Raw genomic sequence first — 20,950 nt, 5'->3', positions numbered from 1 at the left:
TCTTAGGACTTAGTTTGAGTAAGTTCTATTTAGTGCACAGAAAAGTGCTTTAACTGTAGCGATTGTGATATCGTTATCTCTTCCAACTCCAAAACAAGAGAATTTTTCTGCTGTTTTGAGCTCTATATATGCTACAGCTTTTGCAGAGCTTTTATCTCCGCAAGAGTGCTCAGAGTAAGATTTTATACTAAACTCATTTTTGTACTCTTTCATAAGTGCATCTTTACAAGCATCGATTGGACCGTTGCCAGTACCTTCAGATGTGATCTCTTTGCCGTTGTACTCATATGTTAAAGTGCATGTTGCAACTTTATTTTTTGTAGTTGAGCTAAAATCGATAAACTTGATATGTTGATCAAGTTCAAAATACTCAGCTTTAAATACACCGTAGATCTCTTCACTAGTAAGCTCACGCCCCTCTACATCACTAAGCATTTGTACAGCACGTCCGATCTCCGGATGCATCGATTTTGGCAACTGGTAACCGTAGTTTTGTTCCAAGATATATGCAACACCACCTTTACCTGATTGTGAGTTGATACGGATGATCGACTCATACGTACGACCTACATCGGCAGGATCGATTGGCAAGTACGGAACTTCCCAGAAAGGCTGCTCTTTTGCCTGCTGATATGCAAGACCTTTGTTAATCGCATCTTGGTGTGAACCAGAGAATGCAGTATATACAAGGTCTCCTACATACGGATGTCTTGGGTGTGTCGGTAACTCTGTTACACGCTCTACTACCTCTACAACTTCATTTACATCTGAGAAGTCAAGACCGCTGTCAACACCTTGAGTTGTCATGTTTAGTGCAAGTGTGATGATATCCACGTTACCTGTACGCTCACCATTGCTTAACAACGTTCCCTCAACTCTGTCAGCTCCCGCTAAAAGTGCAAGTTCTGTTGCCGCGATAGATGTTCCTCTATCGTTGTGAGTATGTGTAGAGATAAGGATATGCTCACGATTATCTAAATGTCTGCTCATCCACTCTATTTGATCTGCATAGATGTTTGGTGTAGCCATCTCAACCGTTGCCGGTAAGTTGATGATTACAGGACGCTCTGCACTTATTCCCCAACGAGCAGTTACTGCATTTGAGATTTTTGCAGCAAACTCTAACTCAGTTCCTGTGAAACTCTCTGGAGAGTACTCTAAAAAGATTTTCCCGTCGTGCTGTGCTTCATATTTTTTTACTAAATCAACACCTTCAAGTGCTAGTTCAATGATCTCTTCTTGAGATTTACCGAAAACGATCTTTCTTTGTGCGATCGAAGTTGAGTTGTAAAGATGTACAGTCGCTTTTTTTACACCTTGTAATGCTTCAAAAGTTTTTGCTATAAGATGCTCTCTAGCTTGTACTAGCACTTGGATAGTTACATCGTCAGGGATCAAGTTGTCATCTACCAACTTGCGTAAAAAGTCAAATTCAACTTTCGATGCAGATGGAAAACCTACTTCGATCTCCTTAAATCCAAGTTTGAGTAAGAGTGTAAAAAGTTCAAGTTTTTTCTCCATGTTCATCGGGTTAATAAGCGCTTGATTACCGTCACGTAAATCTACACTACACCAGATTGGAGCTTTTGTAATAGTATTGTCAGGCCATTGTCTATTTGGCAAGTCTATTTTTGGATATGGCTGGTATTTGCCACTTGGAATATGTTTCATCAGAAACCCTTTTAACTTGAAATTTTTAATAAGACACTCTTACACACCTTATTAATTTTGGAATTATATCAAAATTATGGTTATAAAAAGTTTGTGTGAGCTGGGATAGTTTGTTTTAAACAAGTTGTTATAAGGTTTTAGAAGAAGGGGAATCTTTTTGATATTAAGAAGAGAATAATAGAAGAATAGTAAAATATATTAATTCGTATTAAAGGGAAAAAGATGGAACAAACAAATCAAAATGTAGTTGTAGTACAAACTTCCGGAATGGCTATTGCCAGTATGATTCTTGGAATAGTTGGATTATTCTTTTTCGGCTCTTTATTAGCGGTTATTTTTGGTCATATTGCAAGATCAAAAATCAAACATAGCAATGGTACGTTAAGTGGGGACGGTCTTGCACTTACAGGGCTAATTACAGGTTACATCGGATTAATCTTTACAATACTGATCTTACTTGCTGTTGCTCTTCCAAAATTTGCACAGGTAAAACATGAGGCTGAAATGGCTCAACAGTTACAAAAGAGTAAAAGTATGAGTTCTCCTTCTGAAAGTGAATATTAAAAGAGAAAATTATACATTATTTACATTTGGAATTTTCAGTTGAAAGATAGCACCGTCATTGCCATTCTTAACACTTAAAAGGCCACCTAGTTTTTGGGCTATTTGGGTACTCATATAAAGACCTATGCCGGTCCCTTTGCCCTCAGGTTTTGTAGTGATTTCAGGTTTGAAAATATCTTTGATGATGTGTTCTGGAATGCCACCTGCATTGTCGGAGATCTCTAAGTAGGTACACTGCTCGTCTTTCATAAAGTCTATAGCAATTTTACGGTTTTGGATCTCTCTTTCGTTGAAAGCATCTTTTGCATTGTTTACAATATTTAAAATAAGGTGTTTAAACTCATTTTCATTTCCGTAAATAAGTACTTCATGTTCTGGAACTATAGAGATCTCAATGTTGTTTTTTAAAAACTCATCTTTTACCAGAAGTGCTACACTCTGAGTTGAGCGTTTAAGTCCGAACGTTTCATTTTTCTCTTTTGTACGGAAGAAGTTTCTAAATTCACTGAGGGTTGTGATCATGTGATCTATCTGTACCTGCATATCTTCACGCATCTGTTTGATAGAATCAAGTGTAAGTTCTTCTGCTTCATAATCCATAACAAGAAGATCTCCCATCATTGAAAGGGCATTGAGAGGTTGTTTCCATTGATGGGCTACTGCATCCATCATCTCACCCATTGCAGCCATTTTTGCCTGTTGTTCAAATCTTTTTTGATTTTGTTTGCTTTTTTGTACTTCATCTTTAATGCGTTGTTCGAGATCTTTGTTGAGTTTATCAAGTTCATCTTGACGTGCATTGTAACGTTCTAAAAAGATTTCCAGTAAGATATCCAAGTCGGCACGGTGGGTGGAGTGAGCACTTTTTTTGACAGCTTCTAAAAGTTCTGTGGTATTTAAATGGGCGTACTCACCTTTAGGGTTCTTGCGTCGTTTTATAACAATGTCATTTTCTGGATTAAATGGATTGTTTTTCATACATAAATTATAACCAAATTTTATTTGAAATTAAAAGTAAAAAAGAGAAAAAGAAGAGGGTAAATTTACACCCAAGAGGTGTAAATTTTAAAGAACTAGCACTGGTAAGTTGTTTTGAACTCGTATGCTGTTGGACGACCTTCATCTGGCCATACTTGACGCTCGAATTGGTAGTGTTGGAAAGCGTCAATAAAGTCTTTAGTAAATACTGGTTTTAAGAAATCGTTATCAGCGATTAAACCTTCAAGTGCTTCACGTAAAGTGTGTGGCATTTGAACGATACCTTTTTCACGAATTTCATCTAAAGAAAGTTCGAATAAATCGATATCCATTGGACCAGTTGGGATAGTTTTGTTTTTGATACCGTCAAGACCAGCCATCATCATTGCAGCGAATGCAAGGTATGGACAAGCAGTTGAATCCGGGAATCTCATCTCGATACGAGTAGCTTTTTCACCTGCACCGTATGGGATACGACAAGCAGCTGAACGGTTTTGAGAAGAGTAAGTTAAGATACTTGGCGCTTCGAAACCTGGTAAAAGTCTTTTGTATGAGTTTGTTGAAGCATTTGTAAATGCAGCAACTGCAGCAGCATGTTTAAAGATACCACCAGCATAGTGTAAAGCCATTTCAGAAAGGTTACCGTACTCACCCTCTTTGTAGAATAAGTTTTTACCATCTTTCCATAGAGATTGGTGAACGTGCATACCGTTACCGTTGTCACCAAATAATGGTTTTGGCATGAATGTAGCAGTTTTACCGTTAAGGTGAGCGATCATTTTTACAACGTATTTATATTTTTGAACGTTGTCAGCTGCACCGATAATGTCAGAGAAAACAATACCGATTTCACCTTGACCTTGAGCAACTTCGTGGTGACCAAGAACAACTTCTAAACCAACTTGCTCTAGAACTTGCATCATTTCAGCACGAAGATCTACCATAGAGTCAGTTGGAGCTACCGGGAAGTAACCACCTTTAGTCCCTGGACGGTGACCAGTGTTGTACATATCTTCATAAGCAGTACCTGAGTTCCATTCACCCTCTTCAGTGTCAATTTTGTAACCAGCTTCATTGATATTGTCAACAAATTTAACATCATCAAAAATGAAGAATTCATTTTCCGGTCCGAAGTAAGCAGCATCAGCAATACCAAGCTCATCAGCGTGTTGTAATGCTTTTTTAGCGATTGAACGTGGACATTTTTCATATAATTGTCCTTTGTAGATGTCGTAAACATCACAAAATACGATGATAGTTGGATCAGCAGTAAACGGATCTAAGAAAGCAGTTGGTACATCTACTTTAAGAAGCATATCTGACTTGTTAATTGGCTGCCAAGCTTCAATTGATGAACCGTCAAACGGAAGACCGTTTTCTAATAATTCAGCACTTACTGCAGAATAGCGGTAAGAAATATGGTGCCATGCACCTTTAATGTCTGTAAATCTGAAGTCTACAAACTGAACATCGTTTTCTTCACAAAAAGTGAAAAATTCTTCTACACTGTTAACGAATTTTCCCATAAATTCTCTCCTAAATTTTTCTTTTGTTAGTATATCGAAATTTTTTTTCGAGTACTACTTTTTATTGATTAAAATTTAATCAATATGGTCTAAAAGGCTCATTTTCCTAGAGTAAAGAGCTTGCAACAATTTTTGTTTTATCACTTTTTGCAAGCTTTTTTTGCTTTGATAAGATGTTATTTATATGGTTGGAAAATTGAGATGTATCGACATTATTTACATACAAAAGAGATGCACTAACGGTTAATAATTCAAATTTTTTTTGCAATCCGTCTCTATCTGAAGCGATAATATATCCCCTCTCTCTATCCTCTTGCGAGTAAAATGTTTTTGCTTGATTTTCAAACTCTTCAATTAGGTTTCTTATCTGTTGGTATCCATCCGTTTCATCTTGGGATGAGACAAAAAAATCATCTCCTCCGATGTGACCTTTAAAGTATTCCTGAGGGAGATGTTTATGTAAAATATCTGCAAAAAGTTGGATAATGCGATCACCGTTTCTAAAGCCGTATTTATCGTTGTATGCCTTGAAGTTATCGAGATCGAAATAACAAAAAAGATACTTTTTATCGCATGAGATCGTTGCAATTGTTTTCTCGACAATTCTGTTTCCCGGCATTTTTGTCAGTGGATTTTGATCACGAGCGGCAATCAGGTTTTCTTCATGCATCAGTTTAATAATGTCGCTTGCAGATAAAAAACCAAGGTATTTTGCATTTTGTGTGATAATAATTCCGTTGGTATCCCCGTTTTTAGAGTAGAGCTCAATGATCGTTGAGATATCGCTTCTTACATCTGTTGAAGGGCATTTGGCAATGAAGTTTTTGAGTTTTGAGGTCTCTTTGTTTTCATTGAGTAAAAGGGACATTCCATAGGGTGAATAGAGATAATCTTTGATCTGTGATTCGTAAAATATACCAACCGGTTCATTGTTGTTATTTATAACCGGTACCATAGGAGTATTATTGTTCTCTTTGAAATAATCAACAACTTTATGCATAGAAGATTTAGACCTTAACGGCTCTATTTTATCAAGATATTTTAAAAGATTATTCCCTTTGCGTTTACGTTTATCCTCTTTAATTATGTCAATAACATGGTGATACTTTTTCTGTATCTCATTCACATCAACTGTCGGTTTTTGGACAAAATAACCTTGTACGAAATTGCACCCTATCTCTTTACAGGTAAGGTACTCTTCAGCTGTTTCAACACCCTCTGCAATTACTTTAATACCGAGCTCAATAGCAAGATGGGTAATGCTTTTTACCATCTGCTTTTTCTTTGTGTCTTTGTCGATATTTTGGAGAAAATATCTATCTATTTTTATAATATCCGGAGTAGAATCAAAAAGAAGCTTATATCCTGCATACCCAACTCCAAAGTCATCTATGGCTATACAGAAGTTTGCATTTTTATAATGCTGCAGTGTTCTTTCCATTCCTGATTTGTCAGATATCTCATGTCTCTCAGAGATCTCAAAACAGATAGTCTCCTGTTTTATATTGAGATCTTTTAAAATCTCGCTTGTGTTACCAGGTGCAAAGTTATGCATCTCAAAGAGTCTGTTGTCAAGATTGTAAAAAAGTTTCAAGTTTTCAAAGTTTTTTATTTTACTGAACTTTTTGAGTGCTTTTCGTCTGAGAGCCAAGTCAAAACCATAAAGAAGATTTTCTTTATATACCATATCGAAAACTTCAAAAATCGACTTACATCCGATATCTCTAAAATTTCTCAGTAGTGCTTCAACTGCGTATATCTTTCCTGTATGTATATTGACAATCGGTTGAAACGCTATGTCTAATAATTCTATTTTTTTCTTTAAATCATCAGGTAAATTGCATTCAGGACTCTTGTGTTGCAAAGTATCTTTCCTTTTGTTTTTTCTTTATTTTGTCTATAGATACAACAATAAAACTATCGATACAATCTGAGAAATCCGGGTCGATATTGTACGCACAAAATCTTATTCCGCCATCTTCACACAATTCACTGTATTGTTTATAAAGTGTAGGTACGCTTGCACCTATACTGCTAAGTGAATTTTTTAAAGCTTTGAAATTTTCTTTATACTCATCAGAGGAAAATTCAGATTTCAGTTTTTTAGTAAGATCTTTATCGCTTTTAAAATTGTAAGGGATTTTCGATGTTACTAAATGCTCTTTATCTCCAAAGTTTTTATCGTAAAAATAGAGGATCATATCTTTTGCGATCTTCGGTAAAGAGGCACTTAAAGTGACGGGACCATACATATAACGAATCTGCGGATTGTTTTTAAGGTATGCTCCGATTCCGTACCAAAGATAGTCTAATGCACGACTTCCCCAATATTTAGGCTGTACAAAACTTCTCCCCAACTCTATTGCATCGTCAAGGTAAGGATAAAAACTATCGTTGTAATTAAAAAGTGTAGAAGTATACAATGCATCAACTCCGAGTGTTTGTATAATATTTGAGCACTCTGCAATTCTATAGGCACCTACTATTTCGAGATCTTCATCATCCCATAAGATAATATGTTTGTAGTATCTGTCGTATTTGTCTATATCTCTTTTTTTGTTGATCCCTTCACCAACTTTTCTAAAAGAGATCTCTCGAAGGCGGCCGATTTCATTGATTACAATGGAGTTTTTATCTTCACTTGAGTAGAGATAGATAAACTTTCCGTCCTTCGTTTTTCCCAAAAGCTGTGAATTTTTTAATTCTTTTTTTATCGCTTTTGTATCTTCGGGATGGGCTATCGCTTTTTGTGTCTGAAAATAGTGTTTTTTAGATTTCAAACCATAAAGGTGTTTTTTGTAAAGATCGATAAGTTGAGATTGCTCGATCCCTTTTGGCATGATGTTTTCAGATGGGATTAACTCCCCTATAACCATCTCTATAGTGTTGTTCTTTTGTTTAAACATCTCGTTTGGCAGCAGAGCCGTTGAGAGTTTTTTGTTGAGCGTAGAGATGGAATAAAAAGTTTTTGAGTTTTTTCCGCCGATATAGATAGGTAAAATAGGGGAGTGAGATCTATGGGCAAATTTTAAAAACCCTTTTTTCCATTTTTTGTCTTTGATTCCCGTAGGTGTGGCACGGCTTACTTCGCCCGATGGGAAGATAATAATCACGCCCTCATTTTCAAGCGTTTCATACACTTTTGCAATAGATTCTTTTTTCTGTTTGGCTGTGAAGACATCAATGTTGATTAGGATCGGTTTAATGTTCTCAAAGATCTCTAGAAAATCGTTTGCGATCACTTTAATGTCTTTACGCACTTTAGAGACGAGTTTGATAAGTGAAAGCGCATCAAGTGCTCCTAAAGGGTGATTTGCAATGATTACGACTCTCCCACTTGAAGGGATGTTTTCTATCTCGTTATCGTTAACAAAAAATTTGAAGTTAAAGTATTCTAAAACTTCATCGATAAACTCGTAACTTCCAAGGTGAGTGTTTTTTTTCATAAATTTATTGATCTCATCTTGGTGGATAAGTGAATCTGCAAATTTTGTGACAGCCGATTTAAGCAGTTTTGAGTTTTTGAGTTTAGGGTATTTTTTGAGTATAGTTTGCTCTACGTCTAACATTAGGCAATCCTCTGGATAGATACATACCAGTCTTCGTTGAAGTATCTTACTTTGTCGATAAGTCTGATGTATATTTTGTCATCTGTAAGTTCTAAGTTTTTAATATATTCCTCTGGAACATCGAGCTCTTCAAAAAGATGCTCTTCAATAACACCGAGGCTAAGTTCCTCTTGGGCGTATCCTAAGTATTCGAGTTTGTCTGTTTTGATGCTAAACTCACGCATTTTCATTTTATTTCCTATAAATAAAGTATAGGAAGAATAATAAACTAGCTAGATTACATGGGGATTACGGAAAGATTACGAAAAGTAGATACTAAAAGTTGAACCTTCGTTCTCTTTACTTTTAATTTTCAGTTTAAAGTTATGGAGTTTGATAATTGTATCTACTAAAAATAGACCTAGTCCCAAAGAGTTGTTCCAAGTATTTTTATGGACACGATAAAATTTATCGGTAATGTTTTGAAGATCTTTTTCATTGATACCGATTCCTGTATCGATGAACTCAATATGTTGTTTGTCGAAATTGATTATAACTTCATCTTCTGAGTATTTGATACCGTTTTCTATAAGATTGGAGAAGACAATACTCAGCATTGTTTTATCTGCCGTGATCTCAATATCGCGAGCACCGTTAATAAGCACTTCGCGTCCTGAATAGTTGATCTTAATGTTTTCTGCACAATCTTCTACCAGCTCGTAAAGATTGAAAGTGCTTACCTTCAATGACTGCTGTTTTGAATCAAGTTTTAATGATAGGCGCAGGGTGTCGATCAGTTCACTTAGTTTTATACCGTTATTATGGATCTTTGTTAAAAATTTTTGTCTGATGTTTGGATTGATATCTTGATCTTCAAGAAGTGTTTGCGAGTAACCGTTTACTATGGCGATCGGATTTTTAAACTCATGCGATATTGCTGAGATGATATCATCTTTTTGTTTGTTAAGCTCTTTGAGCTTGTTTGTGTATTTTGACTTTTTCTTCTCTTGTTTTACAATGATTTGCGCTACTTTGGTCAGTAGGTTTGTAATAAGTGCAAACTCTTGAGAATACTCAGACTTGATAAATGTAGACTTCTGTTTTTTTGTCAGAGACTTTAAAAAAGAGATGATGTTGCTAACCTCTTTTTCAACCTGAGAATTGATTTTGTAGGTAATAAAAAATATAGCAAGAAAAAAGAGTGTGAGTACCGAGAAAATTTTTAAGCCTAGTTGGAACATCTTCTCTTCAATCCCTTCAAGTTCGAGTGCTAAACGTATGTATAAGATCTTCCCTTCGATAGTGTATTTCTTTACTACATAGATGAGATCAAGTTTTAGTGTTTCTGAGTGTCTTTTTTTGTATCCGTAACTGTTTTTATCCGCCTGAAGCACTTCATCACGGTAACGGTGGTTTTCCATCTTTGTTTTATCTTTATGCGATTCGGCAATAACTACACCATTTGCATCAATAATAGTTGTACGGATATGAAGTTGTTGTTTCACTTTTTGTGCAAGCAGATCGAGATTTGTATCGTTGTCGATCTGAAGCGCTATAAGTTCAATGTCTTGCAGAAGTGATTTTTTAGAGCCCTCGATATAAAAGTCGTACTCCCAAAAGTAGACAATCGTACCTACGATAAAAAAGAGAGCAAAAAAGAGTGCTAAAAATTTTCTAAGTACTATTTGATGAAATTTCAGCACTCTTTCTCCTTAGTTTATGAAGCTTGTAATTCGCCGCCTAGGTTTGCATAAAGCAATAAGCTTGCCATAGAGATAGCACGCCCTGCGACTTTTTCACTTTTTCTTAATGCTCTAAGCATTCTATGGTATTTTTCAAACTCACCACTTTGCATATCTGCTTTTTTAATGAGATTTTTCTCGATCATAGAGTAGAGATCATCAGTTTTGTTCTCTTCTATAAGAACCTCTTCATATCTTTCTCTTAGTTCATCGGCATCAACACAGTTGATCATACTTACGGCGATTTTTACCGCTCTAACTGTAGAGTTTTGCATAGGGATAGCATACTCGTTGATAGTCTCCTCACCTAAGTCGTCACATACATCGGTAAAACCTCTAATGAAGCTTCTTGTGTTTGCACATGCGCGAGAAAGCTCATTTGTGATTTTAAAGTAAGCTACAACTTGTCTTAAGTCTCTTGCCTCAGGTGTGTAAAGTGCCAAGATTTTAATGATCGAGTTATCGATATCGTTCATTTTTGAAGATATGTTTTTAATGTAAGAACGTGCCTCATTAAATTTATCTACATCACATGTAATTATAGCATCAACTATAACCTCGTTTGCTTTAACAAGATCGTTTCCAATATTTGTGAGTTTCTCTTGAACTTCACTTACACTTGTTCTAAAAGTTTGTAACATTTTCTCTCCTTATCCAAAACGACCAGTAATATAGTCTTCAGTTTGTTTTTCCGCAGGGTTTAAGAATATAGTCTCTGTTTTGTCATATTCTATCAAATCACCAAGATACATAAATGCAGTATAGTCACTAATACGGCTGGCTTGCTGCATGTTGTGTGTAACGATCGCAATACTTACTTCGTTTTTAAGCTCTACGATCAGCTCTTCGATTGCGCCTGTAGAGATTGGATCAAGTGCAGATGTCGGTTCGTCAAAAAGCAGTACTTCAGGTTTTACGGCAACCGCACGTGCAATACAAAGACGTTGCTGCTGACCTCCTGAGAGACCCATCGCAGATTTATCAAGTCTGTCGCTTACCTCTTTCCAGAGTGCTGAGCCTTTAAGAGCTACTTCCACACGATCTGCTAATTCAGTTTTATTTTTAATACCTGCAATTTTTAATCCGTAAGCTACGTTATCGAAGATACTCATAGGAAACGGTGTCGGTTTTTGAAAAATCATTCCAACTTGTTGGCGAAGTTTAATGAACTCGTTCTCTTTTTTGATATCTAGGATATTGTTGTACTTTCCTGTTTCAAGATCAAGCAGTTCAATTTTACCGTCATATCTGTTTCCAGGATAAAGATCGTGAATTCTGTTCATAGAACGAAGCAGTGTAGACTTTCCACAACCACTCGGTCCGATAAGTGCAGTAATCTTGTTTTTCTCGATCGGAAGGTTAATGTTTTTGAGTGATGGATGATCAACTCCAGGGTAAGTAAAAGAGAACTTTTTAATTTTCATAATTGACATAGAACGTATCCTTATTTTTTGTTTCTTGTGATATATCTACCACTTAAGTTAATGATTAAAACTAAAACCGTCAGTATAAACGAAGCTGCCCACGCAAGGTCGCGGCTAGACTCTTCAGGCTCATTTGCAAGGTCGTAAATACTTACCGTTAGAGACGGAAAACTCTCACTTAGATTCAGTGTGAAGTAGTTTGAAGTCTCCGATGTGAAAAGCAGCGGTGCTGTCTCACCGATAATACGTGCGAATGCAAGTAATATACCTGTCATGATACCTACTTTTGCCGCTTTTATTACAATGTCGATAATAACTTTGTATTTACTAGCACCAAGTGCAATTCCCGCTTCACGAAGTTCACGGGGTACCAGGCTGAGCATTGAGTCTGTTGTATTGATAACAACAGGTATCATCATAATTGCTAAAGCGATTGAACCTGCATATCCGCTTGTCCCACCAGTTGGTACAACAACTACTGCGTACACAAAAGCACCGATTACGATTGATGGTGCAGACATCATAATGTCACTTAGGTCACGGATAAACGAAGCGTATTTTCCACGCCCGTACTCCTGGATGTAAATACCTGCCGTCATCCCGATAGGGATACCGATGAGTGAAGCAAGGCCTGCAAGTATCAACTGCCCAATGATAAGGTTTCTTAGACCTCCCTCAACCAAGTCGTTTAGAAAGAGGCTAAAGTGAAATGAACTCAGACCTTTTAAGAAAAGAGTTGTCAAAATCCACGCTAAAAATGCAAGCCCGATCAATGCTGAGAGGATTGAGAGTGCTAAAAAGATTTTATTTAGAACTAGTCTCATTATTTAGCCTTTTTCAAAAAGTAAAATTTAGCCAGTGAGATTACACCGAAACTGATAACAAATAGGATAAGTGCTAAGTAAAAAAGAGCACTCTCACCTAAACCGCTTGCTTCACCAAAGTTGTTTGCCATTGCAACTGGAATCGAGATTGTAGGATCGTTGATAGCATCAGGAAGACTGAAGATCGAACCGATAAGAAATGCTACCGCCATTGTCTCACCAAGTGCACGACCGAGTGCCAAGATGATTGAACCGATGATTCCTACTTTTGAATAAGGGAAGATGATATCTTTAATCACTTCAAATTTTGTAGCTCCAAGAGCGTAAGCCGATTCTTTTAAAACATTCGGTGTCGTATTCATACTATCACGTGTGATCGCTGCCATAAACGGTAAAACCATAACTCCTAGAACAAGACCTGCCGTAAGGAGTGAAACCTGGTAACCACCCACTAGATCAGCTACGATCGGAGCAAAATAATAAAGTCCCCACATACCGAAAATGATAGATGGAATAGCAGCTAAAAGTTCAATAGCAATTCCCACTACGTGAGAGATGTTCTTAGGTGCTATTTCAGATAAGAATACTGCAATTCCCATCGCTATCGGAAGGGCAAAAGCTAGTGCTATGAGAGTCGATAAAAGTGTACCTACAATTGGGATAAGTCCACCGTAGATAGTTTTTGAATCTACTTCATCATCAAGCATCATATCATCTTCATCTATAAGCATCATGTCGTCTTCATCTTCGATCATTACATCATCTTCATCGATTATCTCGTCTGAAACCGTATCGTTTAGAGGTGCTTGATCTAAAACTACCTCTGTATTCCAGTCAGGATTGATAATAAATCCTAAACCAAACTCGTCGATAGCCGGTTTTGCAGCATTAAATAAAGTGATAAAGATCCCAATAAGTATGATAAGAACTAAAGAAGCACTACCAAGTGAGAGCTTTTGAAAAATTTTTTCCATTTAAGAACCCTAGAATAATTTACGCGAATTATATTGAAGCAATATTACAAGATGGTTACAAAGTGTTTTGAAGAGAAGGGGGGGGAGGGGCAAAGGTATTATTTAATACCTTTTTTTGCCCAGTAAGTATTGATTTTTTCTGTTAATGTTGCCGGTAATGGAACAAAACCTAAGCTTTTTGCGATCTCTTGACCATTTTCATATGACCAGTTATAAAATGCCGTAACTTTTTTGTTCATCTCAGGCTTTTCTGCAGGAACTAAGATGAAAGTTGCCGCTACCATCGGATAAGACTCAGCACCTGAAGGATCTGCGATCACCGCATAGAAATCTTTTGCAGGGTTTAGGTCTGCTTTTGCAGCTGCAATTTGGAAATATTTAAGTTCTGGTTTGATGTAGTTCCCAGCTTTGTTTTCTACAGTTGCCATTGTAATACCGTTGTTTTTAGCATCAGCATAGTCGATGTATCCAACTGAGAATGGAGTTTGTTTTAGAAGTGCAGCTACACCTGAGTTTGTTTTACCACCGATGTGTTGCTCACCAGGCCAGTTAAGTGACTTTTTAGCTCCAAAGTTTCTTCTCCACTCTTTAGAAACTTTTGAAAGGTAGTATGTAAAGTTATATGTAGTACCACTACCGTCTGCACGGTGTACGAAAGTTACTTTTTTATGTGGTAATTTAACACCTTTATTTGCAGATGCGATCACTTGATCATCCCAGTACGCAACTTTACCGCTAGCAATTGCTACGATTGCACTACGGCTAAGTTGTAGGTTTTTAACTCCAGGAAGATTGTAACCCATAGTGATTGCACCAACCACACCAGGGAACTGATAAAGTCTGTTTTGCTTTAAAACTTTTGGAGAAAGAGGCTTATCTGTTCCGGCAAAATCAACTGCACGTTCTTTTGCATCTTTGATCCCTTTAGATGAACCCTTTTTAATATAGTCTACTTTAATACCAGTATCCTTATTATATGCTTTTAACCATTTTTGGTATACACTGTACGGAAAAGATGCACCGCTTCCTTTAATGATTTCACTAGCACTTAAAGAACCTGCCAGAAGTGTTGTTGCAAGAGCAATTTTAGCTATTTTAGTCATCTTGAATAACCTTTTTATTTTGTTAAGATGCGGAAGTATAAAATAGTTAGGTTACAGAAGGATTACATAAAAAAGATATGTCTCCAGATTGTAATCATATTGTAATAAAGATGTAATAAACTTCGTTCAACAATTTAAAAAAGGAAGAAAACAAATGAAAAAAGTTGTTTTATCAAGCTTAGCTGCTTTAGCAATAGGTTCAGTTGCTGCAAATGCAACTCCAAATCCAGAGCTCGTATCAAAAAGTGTTTCTGAGGCTACAGGGATTGAACATGATATTCTTGAAAGAATTCATTTCAAAGGTGATTTAAGATTAAGATATGAAAGTAAAGAAACTTACTATAACGATGGAACAGAAAGTCTAAAATATCTTAATAGATATAGAATCAGATTAATATCAGCTGTTGATTTAACTGACAAACTTACATTTGAAGCTGGTATGAGAAGTGGATATGCAAATCCAACGTCTGGTAACCAAACATTTGAAACTGATAAAGCTTTAAGTGATTACATGTGGCAATCACTAAGATTTAATATCTTGGATGTAACATATAAAGATGGTGATCATACGGCAAAAATTGGAAGACACCCATATATGATCTATAGACCAATTAAATCACAGCTTATTTGGGATAATGATTTATCATTCAATGGTATAAGTTATAACTATGAGAATGATGCTCGTATCATTAACCTAGGTGCTAACCAACCAACGTATGCTGAAAGAGTGAATGCAAGAGATAATGTTAATCTATTCTTTGCACAATATGTAGAGAAAATGAAGGTAAACGATAATGCTAAATTAAATTTAGGTGCAGCTCTTTATTACTACGATGGTTTAAAAGGTAATACTGCTATGTATTATCCAGAAAAAGGTGGTAAACCAATGGGTAATACATTTGTAACAGATGGCTCTGGAGCTGATGTATATGAAAATGATTTCCATATTGTAGAAGGATTTGGAGAGCTTAAATTTAAAGATGTATTTGGTAAACCATTAGCTCTTGCTGCTGGAGTGGCATATAATGTTGCAGCTAGTAATAAAAATTTTGGGTATGATTTAGCTTTTCAAGTAGGTAAAGCAAAAAATATTCATGATTGGCAAGTGAAGTATTCTTATACTGATATTCAAGCAGATGCGGTACTTGGTGATCATAGTGACTCTGATAATTTCGGTGGTGGTTCTGCTGCTAAAGGACATGCAATTAGAGCAAAATATAAATTTGGTAAAAACACATACCTTGCTGGAACATTCTTTTACAATTACCTTTTTTCAGGTAAAACTCCTGGCAAACTAGGTGCAGATTATGAGCGTGTACAGTTAGACGCTATCATCAAATTCTAATACACAAATTTCAAAATTTCATTTCTCCTTTTTACAAGAAGCAAAGTTTAGAACTTTGCTTTATTGTAAATCAAAAAAATAATCTATTAATTTATCATATATCCAATACCGCGGATAGTTTTTATGTAGTTTTTCTCTCCAAGAGGATCAATCTTCTCTTTTAATCTTTTAATCGCAACATTAACGGTCTTTTTATTTGTAGACTCTGCATCGTTCCAAACATTTTTGAGTAAAAAATCTCTGTCTAATACTTTCCCACGATTGAGAATCATAAGTTTCAGTAGAGCAGTTTCGAGTTTTGTAAGGTTTACATCTACACCGTCTATAATTGCTTTTTGAATATTGAGATCAAGTTGTATATCTTTATACTCTATATTTTCAATATTCTCTTTTGTTTGTGGATTTTGACGTTTAAGAACGGCATTGATGCGAAGTTTTAATTCTTCTATATCAAAAGGTTTTACTACATAGTCATCCGCACCTTTGATAAATCCCTCTTTGATATCTTCTTGAGAGTTTTTTCCGCTTAAGAAGATTACAGGAGTATTGATGTTTTTATTACGTAACATCTCGACATAAAAACTTCCTTCAATATCGGGAAGTCCTCTATCCATTATAATCAAGTCGATTCTTTCTTCGTTTAAAACATCTCGAACATGTTTTGTATTTAACATACCGATAACATCATAACCGTCATTTAAGAGGTTGTACTCAAGGAGTTCAAGAATATCTTGATCATCATCAACAATAAGTATCTGTTTGTTCTTCAAACTAAGCCTTTAGAGTTTTCTAATTTATCTTTATTATATATCTCAATGGTTACAAAAATATTACGTTGTAATCATTGAGAATGCTTGTTTTTTAATACTTGTACGACAGAGCAAAGCTGTAAAATCTACCAACTTTAAAACGGTTAGTTACGTGTGATTTGTCACCTTGATACCAGATAGTTTCTTCATTAAGAAGATTTTTTAGTTTGAGTTTAGCACTTAAACCATACCCGAAGTTTTCTATCCAAACAAAGTCTAAAACAGCTGCAGGCTGTTCGTAATAGTCAGGGTACTTATCTGTTGCATCAACCATACCTACTTTTCTGATACGATCACCCATCTTATTGTAAGAGAGTGTAGCACTTCTACGTTTTGTGTCATAACCAAGTGCTACATTGAGTACAGTTGGCGATAAACCTTGCAGTTCTCTATGGTTGTTAGTATAGAGTTGCTCTTGATCTGCTGTTAAAGTAACATCAGATTTCGTGTATGAAAAGTTTCCAAAAAGATAAAAGTCTTTTAAAGATCTAGAGATAAGATCTAAACTTTTTCTCCCGTCAAATTCAATACCGTAAAGTACTGCATTATCAGCATTTGCATACCCGTATCTAGGTAAAGAAGATGAAGGTAACATTACATCTTCAATTGGGTTTTCAAGATACTTGTAAAATGTCCCGATACCGATGTTTTCCGTATCTGAAAAATAGTGACTGAATTTCAGATCGTAACTTGTAATATCAGTATTTACAAGATCAGGATTCCCCTCTACAGTCGCTACATCATAAGGGTGGAAGTATTGAGCTTCCGTAAACTCTCTTAAATCAGGCACGATATATGTTTGTGAATAAGCAAAGTTTAGTATATTTTGCTTATCAAAAGAGTATTTGATATTGGCACTTGGTAGTAGTTGTGCATATTCAAAAGTCTCAGCTTTTCTGTAAATAGGTGTAAATATATTTTCATCATTTGTATATGAGTATACAGTTTGTGAATAGTCTACACTTCTTGCACCGATTAGAATTTCAAGGTTCTTAAGAGGTTTTAGCATCACTTTACCGTAATATGCGATCTCTTCAACCTCTGCATCATACCAGTATGCCGGCTGGAAAGAGATATCTAGTCTAAATGTACCGTCATAGTTTCTGATTCTCTCATCATATATTGTATCGATATCAGCAGTTAGTGGATCTGTAAAATCAGATGTCAGTTTCTGCATTTGGAATTTGTTATATCTTGATTCACGAGTCTTAGAGTTTTGTGCAACTCCCACCTCAAGATATTCACCTTCGTTAAAGAGTTCAAACTCAGTATTGTTCTTTAGATAGTATGCAGTTTGTTTATCGTCAACCGTCATATTTAAAAAGATGTTCGGTGAATATCTGTCAAGATACGGCTCGTCGAATATTTGGAAAGCATTCCCTTTAAGGTATGCGTATTTATAATTTGAAGGCTGGTCAAGGAATGCTTGTGCTTTTTCTGCTCCAAAAGTAAACTTGTTCTCACTGTTGAAAACTTTGTAGTTTAGATGACCGTTAATCTGATCGGCATCAAGAGTTCTCTCTTCCCAGTTTAAATCGTATCTAATTTTCCAGTCATCATCAGAGTTTGCTATACCATCAGAAACCTTTGTAAGTTTTTCTGAGATCTTACTATAGAGTTTTGTATATTTTATACTAAATGCATCTGCATAGTCGTATTCTATATTTGCAATTAGTGCATTTGTAAAAGTATCCATTGAACGGTAAGTTATACCATATTGTCTCGGATCATCTTTTAGTGTATCTGTAGCCTGGTTGTACTCATATTTAAAGTACTCTTCATCTCTAGATGTATGTTTTTGTCCATACGCATAGTTTGCAAAAAATGATAAGTTGTGCTGATCGGCAATCTCTGCCGTGTATGCACCCTCAACTTCAAGTTTCCCACCGTAAGGAAGTTTGTCTTTAAAGGTACTAAAAAGTCTGTTTGTAATAGCTTTTTGGTATATCTCTTGATTTGCAGAATCAAAAGTTGGTATCCCTTCTCCAACTACAAGTTTTGAGTCGTTTAGAATTTGTGCCGGAATTTGTCTATATCCATCATCTTTACCCATCCAGTCAGTTGCACTTCCTTCGTAAGTTGTACGCTCTTTACCAGTGTAAGAGTTTGCTCTTACCTCTGTAGTAACTTTAAGGTAGTTCTCTTTAGGTTTACTTTTTGTACGAATATCTACATACCCACCACCAAAACTTGCAGGGATATCTGCCGTAGCACTTTTTTGTACTTTCATCGAACCGATTACGGCTGATGGGAAAATATCTAAAGGTACAGTTCTTCTTTGCGGATCCGGTGAAGGAAGTGGAAGTGAGTTCATCTCAACATTTGAATAACGTCCACCAAGACCTCTAACATAAACGTCTGTCCCATCAACTAAAGTAACACCCGTTACACGTTTAATAGCACCCGCTGCATCACTATCACCTTGTTTAGAGATTTGCTCTGCACCGATAATGTTTGTAACCGCAGCCGCTTCTTTCTCTTCAGCTAAGATGCTGGCAATACTTCCTTGTACCTGTGGTGCAAGTACAATAAACTCTTCTAACTCCATACTTGCCGGAGTCATAGAGACAGCTTTATGAATTGTTTGATCTTTTTTTACTACAAGATCAGTAAGTGTTAGAGATGAGTATTCAGAGTGGATCATTGAAACACTAACATTGCGATCAGCCGGGATCTGTAAGCTGAATTTTCCATCTTTATCAGTTTTGGCTTCTGCACTGCTTCCTTTAAGAAATACTCTTACGTTTGGAATCGGTTTTGATGTCTCTGAAGAGGTAATAACACCTTCAAGGGTACCGAATATTGTAGCTTTTTCAAGTTCTACGCTGTCTCCGATAGGTGAATCGATATCGATTTGTGCCAGAGATGCTTCCCCTGTAAAAGTTGCAATAACTTGAGTGTCTCTTGATTCTTTAATAGTGATTGAACGTCTAACATAACCAAGGCTCTTACCTTGTCCATCTTTAGCAAAGATCTCTATCTTGTGTTTGCCCGTATCTAAAATGATCTCGGCAACACCGTCTTCGTCTGTCAAGTGGTGATCCACACCATCCACTAGAACTTCGTTATTTTGCAGTGGTGTATCGTTAAAAAACACAAATATTGAAGCACTCCCTGTTGAGTCTGCAAATATTGTTGATACAAATAGGGTAAAGAATAAAATTATTTTTTTCATATTAGAGACACTCCAGCGTATTGTTTGTACATTTTTCTATGTTTTTTCTGATAACCGTTGCTTTTAAAAACAGTTCATTATCAGAGATATATTTAAGTTGCTCTTCAGAACTAAAATAATCCCCTACCATGTAGTAAGCATAAGCAAGCGTATATCTTATGTTCTCATCTTTGAGCATGTTATATCTCTCTAACGCACGTTTGAGACCGATTATTTTTCTATACTCTTCAGAGTTCAGATAGATCGCTATTTTTTGTTTTAGTTTTGCTTGTTTATTTGGATTTTGTGCATTAAGATATAAAGCATGCGTAGTATTTCCCGCACGTTTATTGATCTCTACGGCATCGTTGAGATATTTTTTATCATTGTATGCACTTTGATCAAAAAGGTGAGCACTTGCATGTTTGTAATCTTTTTTCAGATACATATGACCAAGTAATATAGTGATCTCCGAGTTCTTTGGAAACTTCATTTTTGCTTCTTCTAGAAAACGTATAGCTTGATCTATCTCATTTGCTCCAATCAACATCTGTGCAGTAGCTACATACTCTTTAGCTGATACACCGATCTTGTCCATATACTCTTTTGCAGTATCTATAGCCGCTTGGTAGAGTTTAAGCTCGGCAAAATAGTAGAATTTTTGTTTTAAAAGTTTGTACTCTTTTGGAAATTTTTTAAACCCTTTATTTAAACTTTCTACAGCTTTGTCATGCTCACTCAGTTTCCAATGACAGTCTGCTCTTAAAGTGTATAGTGATGGTTTATTACTTCCCTTTTCACCTGCATTATCAAGTGATTTGATAGTATTTTTATAATCTTTTAACTGGTAATACTCTTTTGCAAGATGCATATAAAGATCAGAAATGTTTTCTTTTCTAATCTTTTGTGGATCAAAACTTTTTTTCTTTTGCTCACCAGTATCGCTTGAGATCTCAAAAAGATACTTTTTTTGTGTATAGCTTTTAGGCTCTTTAAATGTTTTTACTTTTGTAGCTTCAATAGCTTGAGTAAACATTGTTACCGCCTGTTTATGCAGATTCTGTTTTGATGCAAGTACTCCGCTTACAGTGTAGAACTTTGCAGCATCAAATGTCGGTGCTTTTTTGTTAACGGCATCAAGCTCTTCTTGTGCTTTTTTAAATTTATCGTCATAGATCATTAGTGATGCTAAAGAGATATGATCAACATTGTCTTCAGTGTTTGCAGCTAAAGATGATGCAGACAACAATAAAACCAATGCTATGTTATAAACTTTTTTTCTCATCAT

17 protein-coding genes are annotated in these 20,950 nt (G+C 35.9%); 2 read left to right on the top strand and 15 right to left on the bottom strand.

Features of this window, described 5'->3' with window-relative positions:
* Positions 1–9: 9 nt before the first annotated feature.
* Positions 10–1,671 carry a 2-isopropylmalate synthase gene (gene leuA / locus FJR03_RS09845; protein WP_193113334.1) on the bottom strand — a complete coding sequence of 554 codons (1,662 nt, stop codon included), beginning with the start codon at positions 1,669–1,671 and terminating at the stop codon, positions 10–12.
* A 222-nt stretch (positions 1,672–1,893) separates the two neighbouring features.
* Between leuA and FJR03_RS09840 the strand changes: the two genes are divergently transcribed.
* Positions 1,894–2,235, top strand: a complete 342-nt coding sequence (locus FJR03_RS09840) for a DUF4190 domain-containing protein (RefSeq protein WP_193113333.1) — start codon at positions 1,894–1,896, stop codon at positions 2,233–2,235.
* 9 nt (positions 2,236–2,244) lie between these two features.
* Here the strand turns inward: FJR03_RS09840 and FJR03_RS09835 are convergent, their stop codons facing one another.
* The 11 genes from FJR03_RS09835 to pstS all read right to left on the bottom strand — a co-directional run bounded on the left by FJR03_RS09835 (position 2,245) and on the right by pstS (position 14,354).
* Entirely contained in the window at positions 2,245–3,213 is a 969-nt protein-coding gene (locus FJR03_RS09835; protein ID WP_193113332.1) for a sensor histidine kinase, read from the bottom strand.
* A 95-nt stretch (positions 3,214–3,308) separates the two neighbouring features.
* Complete coding sequence (gene glnA, locus FJR03_RS09830) at positions 3,309–4,739, bottom strand: type I glutamate--ammonia ligase (protein ID WP_193113331.1); 1,431 nt, start codon at positions 4,737–4,739, stop codon at positions 3,309–3,311.
* A 106-nt stretch (positions 4,740–4,845) separates the two neighbouring features.
* Entirely contained in the window at positions 4,846–6,603 is a 1,758-nt protein-coding gene (locus FJR03_RS09825; protein ID WP_226962115.1) for a GGDEF domain-containing protein, read from the bottom strand.
* Positions 6,584–8,308: a bifunctional ornithine lipid synthase OlsF gene (gene olsF, locus FJR03_RS09820; RefSeq protein WP_193113330.1), complete on the bottom strand. Its 1,725-nt coding sequence runs from the start codon at positions 8,306–8,308 to the stop codon at positions 6,584–6,586. Before olsF ends, FJR03_RS09825 begins: the two co-directional genes overlap by 20 nt.
* Positions 8,308–8,538: a hypothetical protein gene (locus FJR03_RS09815; RefSeq protein ID WP_193113329.1), complete on the bottom strand. Its 231-nt coding sequence runs from the start codon at positions 8,536–8,538 to the stop codon at positions 8,308–8,310. The genes olsF and FJR03_RS09815 overlap by 1 nt, the downstream gene beginning before the upstream one ends.
* Before the next feature lie 69 nt (positions 8,539–8,607).
* Positions 8,608–9,990 carry a sensor histidine kinase gene (locus FJR03_RS09810; protein WP_193113328.1) on the bottom strand — a complete coding sequence of 461 codons (1,383 nt, stop codon included), beginning with the start codon at positions 9,988–9,990 and terminating at the stop codon, positions 8,608–8,610.
* 14 nt (positions 9,991–10,004) lie between these two features.
* Entirely contained in the window at positions 10,005–10,670 is a 666-nt protein-coding gene (locus FJR03_RS09805; protein WP_193113327.1) for a PhoU domain-containing protein, read from the bottom strand.
* A 9-nt stretch (positions 10,671–10,679) separates the two neighbouring features.
* Complete coding sequence (gene pstB / locus FJR03_RS09800) at positions 10,680–11,462, bottom strand: phosphate ABC transporter ATP-binding protein PstB (protein ID WP_193113326.1); 783 nt, start codon at positions 11,460–11,462, stop codon at positions 10,680–10,682.
* An 11-nt stretch (positions 11,463–11,473) separates the two neighbouring features.
* Positions 11,474–12,277 carry a phosphate ABC transporter permease PstA gene (pstA, locus tag FJR03_RS09795; RefSeq protein WP_193113325.1) on the bottom strand — a complete coding sequence of 268 codons (804 nt, stop codon included), beginning with the start codon at positions 12,275–12,277 and terminating at the stop codon, positions 11,474–11,476.
* Complete coding sequence (gene pstC, locus FJR03_RS09790; protein WP_193113324.1) at positions 12,277–13,251, bottom strand: phosphate ABC transporter permease subunit PstC; 975 nt, start codon at positions 13,249–13,251, stop codon at positions 12,277–12,279. Before pstC ends, pstA begins: the two co-directional genes overlap by 1 nt.
* Positions 13,252–13,349: 98 nt before the next feature.
* A complete protein-coding gene (pstS, locus tag FJR03_RS09785; protein ID WP_193113323.1) occupies positions 13,350–14,354 on the bottom strand; it encodes a phosphate ABC transporter substrate-binding protein PstS in 1,005 nt (334 codons plus the stop codon).
* 154 nt (positions 14,355–14,508) lie between these two features.
* Here pstS and FJR03_RS09780 point away from each other — a divergent pair, with 154 nt between their 5' ends.
* Positions 14,509–15,699, top strand: a complete 1,191-nt coding sequence (locus tag FJR03_RS09780; RefSeq protein WP_193113322.1) for a putative porin — start codon at positions 14,509–14,511, stop codon at positions 15,697–15,699.
* Between the two features lie 86 nt (positions 15,700–15,785).
* On the opposite strand, the gene FJR03_RS09775 is transcribed toward FJR03_RS09780, so the two are convergent.
* The 3 genes from FJR03_RS09775 to FJR03_RS09765 all read right to left on the bottom strand — a co-directional run bounded on the left by FJR03_RS09775 (position 15,786) and on the right by FJR03_RS09765 (position 20,950).
* Entirely contained in the window at positions 15,786–16,469 is a 684-nt protein-coding gene (locus tag FJR03_RS09775) for a response regulator transcription factor (protein ID WP_226962114.1), read from the bottom strand.
* A 91-nt stretch (positions 16,470–16,560) separates the two neighbouring features.
* Positions 16,561–19,683 (bottom strand): carboxypeptidase-like regulatory domain-containing protein, encoded by a 3,123-nt coding sequence (locus tag FJR03_RS09770; RefSeq protein WP_193113321.1) that lies wholly within the window; start codon positions 19,681–19,683, stop codon positions 16,561–16,563.
* 1 nt (position 19,684) lies between these two features.
* Complete coding sequence (locus tag FJR03_RS09765) at positions 19,685–20,950, bottom strand: tetratricopeptide repeat protein (RefSeq protein ID WP_193113320.1); 1,266 nt, start codon at positions 20,948–20,950, stop codon at positions 19,685–19,687.

It is taken from the genome of Sulfurimonas marina (genome assembly GCF_014905095.1).
GTDB classification, from domain to species: Bacteria; Campylobacterota; Campylobacteria; order Campylobacterales; family Sulfurimonadaceae; genus Sulfurimonas; species Sulfurimonas marina.
This window is presented reverse-complemented; position numbering and strand designations above follow the sequence as displayed.

Excerpts from the sequence above, each read along its gene's own strand:
- leuA (WP_193113334.1), bottom strand. The coding sequence starts at position 1,671 with ATGAAACATATTCCAAGTGGCAAATACCAGCCATATCCAAAAATAGAC.
- FJR03_RS09840 (WP_193113333.1), top strand. The coding sequence starts at position 1,894 with ATGGAACAAACAAATCAAAATGTAGTTGTAGTACAAACTTCCGGAATG.
- FJR03_RS09835 (WP_193113332.1), bottom strand. The coding sequence starts at position 3,213 with ATGAAAAACAATCCATTTAATCCAGAAAATGACATTGTTATAAAACGA.
- glnA (WP_193113331.1), bottom strand. The coding sequence starts at position 4,739 with ATGGGAAAATTCGTTAACAGTGTAGAAGAATTTTTCACTTTTTGTGAA.
- olsF (WP_193113330.1), bottom strand. The coding sequence starts at position 8,308 with ATGTTAGACGTAGAGCAAACTATACTCAAAAAATACCCTAAACTCAAA.
- FJR03_RS09815 (WP_193113329.1), bottom strand. The coding sequence starts at position 8,538 with ATGAAAATGCGTGAGTTTAGCATCAAAACAGACAAACTCGAATACTTA.
- FJR03_RS09805 (WP_193113327.1), bottom strand. The coding sequence starts at position 10,670 with ATGTTACAAACTTTTAGAACAAGTGTAAGTGAAGTTCAAGAGAAACTC.
- pstB (WP_193113326.1), bottom strand. The coding sequence starts at position 11,462 with ATGTCAATTATGAAAATTAAAAAGTTCTCTTTTACTTACCCTGGAGTT.
- pstA (WP_193113325.1), bottom strand. The coding sequence starts at position 12,277 with ATGAGACTAGTTCTAAATAAAATCTTTTTAGCACTCTCAATCCTCTCA.
- pstC (WP_193113324.1), bottom strand. The coding sequence starts at position 13,251 with ATGGAAAAAATTTTTCAAAAGCTCTCACTTGGTAGTGCTTCTTTAGTT.
- pstS (WP_193113323.1), bottom strand. The coding sequence starts at position 14,354 with ATGACTAAAATAGCTAAAATTGCTCTTGCAACAACACTTCTGGCAGGT.
- FJR03_RS09780 (WP_193113322.1), top strand. The coding sequence starts at position 14,509 with ATGAAAAAAGTTGTTTTATCAAGCTTAGCTGCTTTAGCAATAGGTTCA.
- FJR03_RS09770 (WP_193113321.1), bottom strand. The coding sequence starts at position 19,683 with ATGAAAAAAATAATTTTATTCTTTACCCTATTTGTATCAACAATATTT.
- FJR03_RS09765 (WP_193113320.1), bottom strand. The coding sequence starts at position 20,950 with ATGATGAGAAAAAAAGTTTATAACATAGCATTGGTTTTATTGTTGTCT.